The 9788-nt window shown below is 69.4% G+C and carries 8 protein-coding genes and 1 CRISPR repeat array; of the genes, 4 read left to right on the top strand and 4 right to left on the bottom strand.

Annotated elements, in window-relative coordinates:
• Nucleotides 1-14: 14 nt before the first annotated feature.
• Complete coding sequence (locus tag ACFU6K_RS19650) at nt 15-1151, bottom strand: ParB/RepB/Spo0J family partition protein (protein WP_380664651.1); 1137 nt, start codon at nt 1149-1151, stop codon at nt 15-17.
• Nucleotides 1152-1180: 29 nt separating this feature from the next.
• Nucleotides 1181-1819, bottom strand: coding sequence for a ParA family protein (locus tag ACFU6K_RS19645; protein WP_375876880.1), 639 nt, complete (start codon nt 1817-1819; stop codon nt 1181-1183).
• Between the two features lie 682 nt (nt 1820-2501).
• A CRISPR array of direct repeats spans nt 2502-3261; the repeat unit is 25 nt; unit sequence GGCCCCGCACGCGCGGGGATGGCTC.
• 259 nt (nt 3262-3520) lie between these two features.
• On the opposite strand from ACFU6K_RS19645, the gene ACFU6K_RS19640 reads away from it, so the two are divergent.
• The 3 genes from ACFU6K_RS19640 to istB all read left to right on the top strand — a co-directional run bounded on the left by ACFU6K_RS19640 (nt 3521) and on the right by istB (nt 7346).
• Nucleotides 3521-5083 (top strand): hypothetical protein, encoded by a 1563-nt coding sequence (locus tag ACFU6K_RS19640; RefSeq protein ID WP_380664648.1) that lies wholly within the window; start codon nt 3521-3523, stop codon nt 5081-5083.
• Between the two features lie 80 nt (nt 5084-5163).
• Complete coding sequence (istA, locus tag ACFU6K_RS19635; protein WP_380664646.1) at nt 5164-6579, top strand: IS21 family transposase; 1416 nt, start codon at nt 5164-5166, stop codon at nt 6577-6579.
• Nucleotides 6576-7346 carry an IS21-like element helper ATPase IstB gene (gene istB, locus ACFU6K_RS19630; protein ID WP_380664644.1) on the top strand — a complete coding sequence of 257 codons (771 nt, stop codon included), beginning with the start codon at nt 6576-6578 and terminating at the stop codon, nt 7344-7346. Before istA ends, istB begins: the two co-directional genes overlap by 4 nt.
• Nucleotides 7347-7358: 12 nt before the next feature.
• Here istB and ACFU6K_RS19625 read toward each other — a convergent pair whose 3' ends face one another.
• A complete protein-coding gene (locus tag ACFU6K_RS19625) occupies nt 7359-7709 on the bottom strand; it encodes a hypothetical protein (protein WP_380664642.1) in 351 nt (116 codons plus the stop codon).
• A gap of 164 nt (nt 7710-7873) precedes the next feature.
• Here ACFU6K_RS19625 and ACFU6K_RS19620 point away from each other — a divergent pair, with 164 nt between their 5' ends.
• Nucleotides 7874-7999: a hypothetical protein gene (locus ACFU6K_RS19620; RefSeq protein WP_380664640.1), complete on the top strand. Its 126-nt coding sequence runs from the start codon at nt 7874-7876 to the stop codon at nt 7997-7999.
• 135 nt (nt 8000-8134) lie between these two features.
• On the opposite strand, the gene ACFU6K_RS19615 is transcribed toward ACFU6K_RS19620, so the two are convergent.
• On the bottom strand, nt 8135-9460 hold the full coding sequence (locus ACFU6K_RS19615; RefSeq protein ID WP_380664638.1) for a hypothetical protein: 1326 nt from the start codon (nt 9458-9460) through the stop codon (nt 8135-8137).
• Nucleotides 9461-9788: the final 328 nt, after the last annotated feature.

Raw genomic sequence — 9788 nt, 5'->3', positions numbered from 1 at the left:
GCACCACGGGTGGGTCAGTTGCTGGTCGTCAGCAGCCGGTTGGCCAGGGCGTCGGCGAGGCGGTAGGCCTCGTCGGCCGAGAGGGTACGGCAGATGGCGTCCGCCAGCTCCTCCACGTTGTGCCAGTCGACGCTGCCGAGTTCCGCCTGCGGGGCGGCCGACGACTGCTCGTCCACCGGGGCCATGGCCCGCTGCTCCGGCATCGGGAGCGGCTCGGGATTTTCCGCGGAAAATCGCTCGGTGCTCCGGACAGGCTCGGTGTTCGCGACCGGGTTGCGGGGCGCGGGCTCCGGCCGAGGGGTGACAGGAGCCGGGGCCTTCACAGTGGCCGGTGCCGTCTCCGCTGCCGCTGCCGACTGGGCCGGCGATGCGGCAGCGGGCGTCGCGGCGGGCTGCGGTGCGGGAGCCTCAGCAGGCGCCTTGGCAGCGGCCTTGGCCTCCAGCTTCGCGGCGCGCCTGGCGGCCACGGCGTCGGCGTCGGCCTGGAGCAGTTGCTCCAGTTCCGCGGTCTGCCCGGCCAGGGACATCGCCTCGATGCCCTTCACCGACCCGAGCCGGCGGGCGACGTTGATGGAGACGCCCTCCTCGCCGCGAGCCTTGGCCCGCACCTGGCGCTGCAGCTCGGGGTGGAGCTTCAGCAGGTTCTTGCGGTGCGAGATCCAGCTCTGGGACCAGCCCTCCGCCTCGGCGGCCTCCTTGGCGGTCGGGTACTGCGCCACGATGAGAACGACCGCGTTGGCCTCCTCGATCGGGTCGAAGTCCTTGCGCGCCATGTTCTCGTCGAGCGCGGCCCGCAGCAGGGTCGCCTTGGACTCCGCCACCGAGTCGTCCACGACCACGAGCAACTGCTCGCGCCCGTACAGCTCCGCGGCGGCCCGCCGGCGGTTGCCGTTGACGATGACGACGTCCTGTGCGCCCGCGCCCAGCGTCTGCCGGTCCTCCGGCCACAGCCGCAGGTAGGCGGCCGGGGTGACGGCGAGGCAGCTCTGCAGCTGGCGGTCCTTGATGCTCGCCAGGTCGGAGAGGTCGCCCAGCTCGTCACGGGGGTTGCGCGGGTTGGGGAGGCAGCTGGCGGTGGGAATCCACCTGGCCACCGGGGCGTCGTTGGCGCTGTCCACACCCGGAGCGTCGACGACCGGGTCGGTGGCCATCGAGGCGAAGGAAACACGACGGCCTGCCATCAGCGGCCCCCGTAACCGAGCTCGAGGGACAGACGGAAGAAGTCCTCGCGGGCCCGGTAGGCGGTGCCGCTCTCCTTGTACTGGGTGACGACCGTTCCCTCGGCCACCGCCCGCGAGTGGATCTTGTACCGGCGCAGGACGGTCTTGGCGCGGGGCCACCCCTTCGCCGTGATGTACGCCTCGGTGTCCTCCAGGTCGGCGCGGCCGTCCCGGGGGTCCCAGTTGTTGACGACGATCCGGAAGGGGATGTCCATCGGCTCGATGACCTTCTGGATCGTCCGGGCCGTCGGGTCGAAGCACAGCGGCTCGGTGATCATCGGGACCAGGACGTCGTCCGCGATCTCCAGCGCCCTGCGCAGGATCTCCTCGTCCGCCAGGGTGCCCGGCGTGTCGATGAAGATGTGCTGGTACTCGTCCTTCTCGCCGAGGACGTCGAAGGTGCACGCCGCGAGGTTGACCGTGGTGGTGGTCTTGCCCACGCCGCCCTTCTGGTTGGCGATGACGTGGATCTTCGCGCCGGTGTTCTTCAGGTGGATCAGCTGCTCGGCGTGGTCGTGTGCAGCCATGAAGTCGAAGGGCAGGTTGTCACCCACCCGCTCGGCCCAGACGACGGCGGACCCCTGGGGGTCGGTGGACACGACAAGCACGGATGGCTTCATGATGTTCCGTTCTCTCCGTGGGCTTCCCGGGCCGACTGCCCGGTACTGCGGATGCCCGCCGCTCAAAGCCGTGGTCGGCGGACAGGGAACAGCATTCCAGATGATCAGCCCGGAGCCTGACACGACCCGCGTGTCATGGAGCACAAATAGGGTGGATCGTGGTGGCCGGACTCCCGGAGAAACGCCCTTCTCCCTGAGATGGGTTCCAATCTCCAGGGTTTCCACCTGCGGTGATGCATGTTTGACGGAGGGGGGAAATTTGTGAGCACTGGTCATTCGCATGGGAGGGCGTGTCGTGCGCTTGCCGGCTTTCGCGACGCAGGCCGACTGTCGTGGCACGGTGAGTCCCGCCCGGAGCCGGCCCGGTGACGGCCGGCTCCGGGCCCGAACTGGGCAGGGTGAATGTCGGTGGTGCCCAGCCGACTGCGCCACCTCGGAGCAGCACGGGACGCGCGACGGTGATTCCGTGAGCCCGCTGCTCGAGGTGCTCCCCCGTGCGGGTGACGTGGCGGAGAGATGTGCCAAGGGTCGGCCAACCGAGGAAGTAGCCCTGCTCGGTTGAGAGAACGGAGCGTCAGGTTGGCCCCCGCATAGACGGGGCTGTGGACTCGAACTGAATTAATTGGCGTACTCTGAGCCGAATCACAGCAGGTCAGAAAGTGTTGGCCCCGCACGCGCGGGGATGGCTCCACGGTGCCGGTCAGCTTCTACCGGCGCCTGGTGTTGGCCCCGCACGCGCGGGGATGGCTCCTCCTCGCGCAGGCTCCGCAGGTCCGACTCCACGTTGGCCCCGCACGCGCGGGGATGGCTCCCGGTCGAGCTTCCAGTCGAGCAGCAGCGGGTCGTCGGCCCCGCACGCGCGGGGATGGCTCCTTCGGCCGACGTGCGGCGCATCAGGGTCGTGCGTCGGCCCCGCACGCGCGGGGATGGCTCCCCATGTGGTGTTCTCCTCTGTACGACGGTATGGTCGGCCCCGCACGCGCGGGGATGGCTCCTGTCCGCCCTCGCCAAGGCCGAGGACCGCGACGTCGGCCCCGCACGCGCGGGGATGGCTCTGATGCGGCCCTGGTTCTCAAGGCTCTGGCTGCGTCGGCCCCGCACGCGCGGGGATGGCTCCACCCCCAAGTACGTACCCCCTCCCAGCAGCAGTCGGCCCCGCACGCGCGGGGATGGCTCCCCGGGTTGCACCCCATCGGCTTGATTACGTCCGTCGGCCCCGCACGCGCGGGGATGGCTCCAAGGCCATCAACCCCGAAGCGACCGGTGCGGCGTCGGCCCCGCACGCGCGGGGATGGCTCGACGCCCCGGTACTCCAGGCCGTCTGTCCCGGCGTCGGCCCCGCACGCGCGGGGATGGCTCCGGCGGTGATCGGCGGGATCGCGGCCAGCTGCGGTCGGCCCCGCACGCGCGGGGGCAGCTCCCACGGACGAGCTGGCGTGGTCCGGCGGCAGCAGGCTGAACGGCCCGGCCGAAACCAGCGCCCACCGGCCCCACAAGCTTCGACTGGGCATGGTTCCGAGCCCGACCCCTGAAGGCCTCCGCCGCAGGACACGGCGTGCCGCCGAAGGCGAACCGATGCCAGCAGCCTGTCACGAGGCCGGCTGAACGGCGTAGTCTCTCCGGATCGGGTCAGGTCGGATCCGAACATCACACCAGAACAGCCGAGAACGGGGATCGGAAGTGCGCCGTCATGCGCTGGTGGTCGGCGTGGGAGGCGCGGCCGCGAGCCTCACGGACGAGTCGCCTCCGAACTGGCCGCCGCTCGCCTACGCGGCTCCCTATGCGCAACGGTTGCGCGAGGTCCTGGGCAAGCAGTACTCCTACGTCCTCCTGGAGCCCGACCCGGATCCCGCGTTCACCGCGGCCGCGCTCAGTGACGCGTTGACGGCAGCGGTCAAGAGTGGGGCCGACTTCATCGTCATCCACCTGCTCGGGCACGGGGCGCCCACCCGCAACAGTCACGGGCTCCAGGTCGTCGGAGGTGACGGTGAGCTCACCGAGGCACTCTCCCGCTGGGCCGACCTGGCCGAGAACCTGACGACGGGAGGGGACAGCGAGCCCGCCGTCCTGCTCGTGCTCGACCTCTGCCACTCCGGCACGGTGGTGACTGAGCACCTGCGGTCGCTGGTCCGGCCGGAACATCGGCGGGTATGGGTGCTGGCGGCCTGTCAGTCCGACCAGTCGGCCTACGACGGCCGCTTGAGCCTGGCGTTCGACGAAGTCCTCCGGGGCTTCGCGTCAGGCGCCCTGAAACTCGACGAGTCGCACGAGCACATACCGATCGACCGCCTCTGCCGCGAAGTGGCCCTCCACGTCGAGGACCAGGGTGCGGGTTCCTACTCCCAAGCCGTGGAGCGCCCGCTCGTCGCGCTCGGTACCGACCTGTCCCACCTCCGGTTCTTCCCCAACCCGCGCTACGAGCCCGGCGGTCCGCGCGGCCGCGCCGGCGTCGACCCGGCGGTTTTCGCCTTCCTCGACGAGGTGGCCGACGCTCGCCATTTCGTGGGGCGGGCGCATGGAGGCAACGGCGCCGCCGCCGAGAGCGGTCTGTCGACCTTCACCGGCCGAAGTGCCGAGCTGCGCGAACTCACGGCATGGGCGGAGGGTGAGGGCGCCCCGGTGCGGATCGTCACAGGGGCGCCCGGGGCGGGCAAGTCCACGCTGGTCGGCATCCTCGCCTGCACCGCGCATCCCCTGCTGCGCGAGGCCACGGAGCGGTTGTGGAGACCGTCGGCCGGCGACCTTCCCGACGCCGTCGAAGGGCTTGCCGTCGTCCACGCGCGACGGCGGACCGTCGCCAGGATCCTTTCCTCCCTCGCAGCCCAGTGGAACCTGGAACCAGCAGACCCCACGACCACGTGGACCACGGACCGGCTGGTGGCCGCGTTGCGCACCAGAGCCGAACCACCCCACCTGATCGTGGACGCCGTGGACGAGGCCGAGAATCCCGCTGACCTCGTCACCGCCCTGCTGCTGCCCCTGCTGTCGATCGAACGCGCGGACATGAAGCCGCTGTGCCGGGTGCTGATCGCCACCCGTCGCGAGGAGAGCCTTCGGCACCTCTTCGAGGTCGCCGCCCGGTACTGCGATCCGATCGACCTGGACCATGTCCCCCCCCTGTCGACGGCACCGGGCAGCGACCGGGAGGGATCCGTCGTTGGGTCAACCTCTGCGACCACGGCGACATCGTCGCGATCCCCCGTGTCGGCGTACGCGTGGATGTGCTCAGCCACGTACGAGTGAATGTGCCCAGTTCTTGAGGTGTTGAGGGCTGGTGCCCGGCACTCTGCTGCTATCCGGTTCGTGGACGGAGGGCAGCTGAAGTGGTCTTGGATCCGCATCGTTGGCTGGAACTTCGGCGCTTCCGTGGGCTGCATGAGTCCGGTGTGATGAGCCTGTCGGAGATCGCGAAGGAGACCGGGCTCAACCGCCGTACGGTTCGCAAGTACCTGGCTGCGCAGGCTCCGATCTCACCGCCGCGCCGGGCGTCGAGCGCGCAGGCCCGAAAGCGGGTGGTAGACGAGGTCGCGCCGCTGATCGATGCGATGCTGCGCTCCGAGATCCTGATCAAGGGCGCGGTGGTCCACGAGCGGTTGGTCGCCGAGTACGGGTTCACCGGCAACTACCAGCGGGTGAAGCTCTACCTTCAGGAAGCGCGGCCGCGTGTCGCCGAGGAGTTGGGGATTGCCCCTGGTGAGCTGGCCGGGCTGCACCGCAGGTTCGAGGTCGTTCCCGGTGCCCAGGCACAGGTCGACTGGGGTGATGAGGGCGGGATCCTCGCCCACCTCGGAATTCCGAAGGTCTACTCCTTCCACATGGTTCTGTCCTACTCCCGCGATCCGTTCTGCTGCTTCACCACCAGCCAGGACCTGGCGACGTTCTTCGACTGCCACCGCCAGGCGTTCGCACACTTCGGCGGGGTGCCGATGACGATCGTCTACGACCGCACCAAGACCGTGGTCCGTCGGCATGTCGCCCCGGGTGAGGCGGTTCCGCTGCACCCCGAGGCGGTGGCGTTCGCCGGACACTACGACTTCGACATCGACGTGCTCGCCGCCTACCGCCCCACCGGCAAGGGCAGGGTCGAGCGGCAGGTCTCCATCGTCCGCGACCACGTCCTGGCCGGCCGGGCCTTCGCTTCGATCGAAGAGCTCGACGCCGCGTTCACGGCCTGGGTGCCACTGCGGCGGGCCCGCGTCCATGGCACCCACGGCGAGGTTATCGGCCACCGGGCCGTCCGCGACCACATGGCCCTGCGACCGCTGCCGAGAACGCCCTACGTCGTCACCCAGCGGCACCTGCGGCACGTCGGCAAGGACTGCCTGGTGGCCTTCGACGCCAACCTCTACTCGGTTCCGGCCCGCAAGGTCCGCCCCCGCCAGCTGGTCGAGATCCGGGCCACGAAGTCCCAGATCATCGTGCATTCCACGGTTCCCGACGCGACCGGCAGCACGTTACTGGCCGTCCACTCACGGGCGGTGGGCCGGGGCGCCCGCATCGTCGACGAGCGCCACTGGGACGGCCTGCCGAAGGGCGACACCCGCAGTGTCACCGCCGGGGACGTCCTGCCCCGGCCCCGGCACGGACCGTCTCCGAACGAGGATGCCGGTCCTCTCCACGCTCTGCTGATCCGGGCCGCCACCCACGTTGAGGTCGGCCGCAGGCCCTTGTCGGTCTATGACGAGCTGACCGGCACCCGCCCGTTCACCACCAACCCCACGACGAGGGAGTCGAGTTGAGTCAACTGGTCAGCGCCCGCATCCGCACGATGGCCGCCAAACTCGGCCTGCCCCATCTCGCCGAGAGCCTCAACCAGTATGCCCAGCGGGCCGACGAGGCCAAGATGGGCTACCTCGACTTCCTCGACCTGGTCCTGGCCGAGGAAGTCGAGGTCCGCGACGACCGGCGCTTTCGCCAGAACCTGCGGCTGTCGAAGCTGCCGCACCACAAGACGTTGGAGGACTACGACTTCTCCTTCCAGCCCGAGCTCGACCCGCGCAAGATCAAGGACCTCGCTACCCTCTCCTTCGTCGAGGCCAAGGCCAACGCCGCCCTGCTGGGACCGCCTGGGGTCGGCAAGACCCACCTCGCCGTCGCCCTGGCGGTCGCGGCCTGCCGGGCCGGCTTCTCGATCTACTTCACCAGCCTCGACGACATGGTCAGACACCTCAAGGCCGCCGAGACCGCAGGGCGGCTGACCAGCAAACTCCGTACCTACCTGCGACCGGCCGTCCTCGTGGTCGATGAGGTCGGCTACCAGCCTCTCGAACGCGCCGAGGCGAACCTGGTCTTCCAGGTGATCTCCAAGCGCTACGAGAAGGGCTCAATCATCCTGACCTCGAACAAGACCTTCAGCGAGTGGGGCCAGGTCTTCGGTGACGAGGTCCTCGCCACCGCCATCCTCGACCGGCTCCTCCACCACTGCGATGTGATCTCCATCAACGGCCCCAGCTACCGGCTGAAGAACCGCCTCACCGCAATCGAACGCGAGACTGACGCGGCCTGACTGACGGCGGCTTCAGAGGTCGACCCAGGAGTCTCCTTCCGAGCGGTCGTGCCACCCGCGGAAGAACCAGTCGGCCAGATCGCCGAGACGCTCGATGCAGTCCTCGTAGTAGCTGTCCGGCACCGGCCTTGGGAAGTTCGGGTGTGAGGTCCACGACGGAACCCATGTCGCAAGCTCGTAGAACCCCTCAGCGATCCAGCGATCAAGCTTCTGCTCTTCCTGGAGTTGCTTGCACGCTGCACGTGCCCGCTCCAGGCGAGTGAAGGCCGCCCGATCCCATTCCAGTTCACCCCGCAGCCGAAGGAGGAAGCTCCCTTCCTCCGCATCGAACTCCTGCCTCAGAACACTCATGACCTCGTCCACGAGCGAGATCATGACACCCGCGGCAGACACCGAGCATGGGGGCTGAGTGGCTGAGCTTTCCTGGCGCCCGTCCGCAGCAGGAGCTGAGCACGTTCAGCTGTACTTCGCTGAGCACTTCAACGAGCACGCGGACACCCCGACCGCTGAAACGACGCTTCCCCACTGTGGACCTCGACCTGGTCGACAGCATCGCCCCGTTCGACTTCCACAAGGTGGCGCCGTACCTCCGGTCGGCCGCGGTGGCTGCGACCATCGCCCCGTTCCTGGGCGGGGACGGCTCGTCGAGCTGACGAGGAAGGAGCGGCCGCCGCCTACGGATTCGGTCTCCTCCCCGCCGACGTCGCCTGGGGCGGGAGCCAGTCCCCTGCCCCTCCGCTCGCATGTCCCTCCCCTGTCGCCTTCCCACCGGGGGGCGGTCAGCCGGGCTACAGAGGTGGTGCGGTCCGCCCCTCCAGTCGGCCGGTGCGGGCGGCCGCCCAGGGGTTCTGCTTCCGGACCCGGATCCGGCGGAAGTAGCGGCGCATCGCGGCGGAGTCCTTGCGCCAGTCACCCATTTCGGCGATCTGGTCCTCGGGAACGTCGGCCTCGCGCAGCGCGGAGGCCCCGCCGGCCCGGAGGCCGTGTGCGGTGACGGCCTTGGCGGTGGCCTCGTGCAGGAGCGCGTTGTAGCCGGACTCGACGCGCTGCTGTTCCGAGAGGTCGGCCACGTGCCGGTACGCGTTCCGGGCACGGGACTTGACGATGGTGTTGACGGCGTCGCCGGACAGGTAGGAGAGCTCCACCCACTCCTCGACGGCGATCTCGTGGTCCGCCTTCGGCTGCCCGTCCCGGTGCTTCGGCCGGGTCTGCGGGGTGAGCCGGACCTGGAGCCGGCCGGCCTTGTCGAGCGCGCGGAAGAGGGCCTGGTCGAGCGGCATGCGGATGGTGCGGGCGTACTCCAGCCAGGCGCGCAGGCGGCGTACCGGGCACAGGTGCGGGGCGTCGTCGCGGGCCGGGATCCAGGCTTCGAAGACCGAGCCGTCCTTGCGGGTCTTGCGGGCGACGAGGCGGACGGCGATGCCGTCGTGGTGCAGTTCGGCGTGCACGGGTACCAGGTGGGCGAGCTCGATGCGGCGGCTGAGCAGGTGCCAGCCCATCGTGAGCATGGCGGCGTCGCGTCGGCCGATGCCCTGGCGGTGGTCCCGGTCGCAGTCGGCGACCATCTCCTCCAGGTCGGTCTCCAGGATCGCGGGCGACTGCCTCTCGGTCTTGGTTGCGGACCACTTCCTGCGGAAGGCGGCGATCATCCTGCTGGTCTGGATGGTCCCGGGCCGGGTGTTCCCGGGGGTCTCCCGCTCCTGCCAGGTGACCACGGTGCTGTGGTAGTCGGAGACCGTGTTGGGGTCGTAGACGTCGCTGAGGATCATCCACCCGACGTACTCGATCAGCGTCGCCGTGGTGCACGGCAGTGCGACCCGTCCGCGCTCGGCGCACCAGCGTTGGAACACCCGGATCCGGGCCCGGTGGTTGCGCTCGGTGTTGGGCACCGTCGAGTCGCCGAGGAGCTGCGCGATCTCCTCGCTGATGACGAAGTCCCCGGTCGCGTACTCGGGCGCGGTGAACGCGGTCGGCAGCGGTCGGCCTGCCACCAGCACGGTGTCACGGTCGAAGCCGCCGATGTCGATCCCGTGCCCGCTGGAGCGGGCGGCGGGCAGTCGCTGGTCGTTGCCGTCGACGAACTCGGCTTCCACGACGTCGAGTTCGTCGCTCACGCCTGCCCGCCGTGAAGGTGGTGCCACTGCCGTCCGAGCTGTGCGGATCCGTGGGTGGCGGGCCCAGCGGGCGCGCCGGGTGTGGGTTCGGTACTCAACTCGGCTCTCCTGCACGCACGGGCTTCTGACGGAGGAAGCCTCTCACAGCAGTTGCCTCGTATATTGCCAGATATACGAGGCTAACGACCGTTCACATGTGGTGGGAGGGGGTGAGGGATGCGGGGTCGGACGGGTCGTCCGTCAGGTGTCTGATGGTGAGTCAGGTCGTTAGGATTCTAACGGAGACCGTGCAGGTCAGGAGGCACCTCCTCACGTGAGTAGGTGGTCC

This window comes from Kitasatospora sp. NPDC057512 (genome assembly GCF_042802135.1).
Taxonomy (GTDB): Bacteria; Actinomycetota; Actinomycetes; order Streptomycetales; family Streptomycetaceae; genus Kitasatospora.
This window is presented reverse-complemented; position numbering and strand designations above follow the sequence as displayed.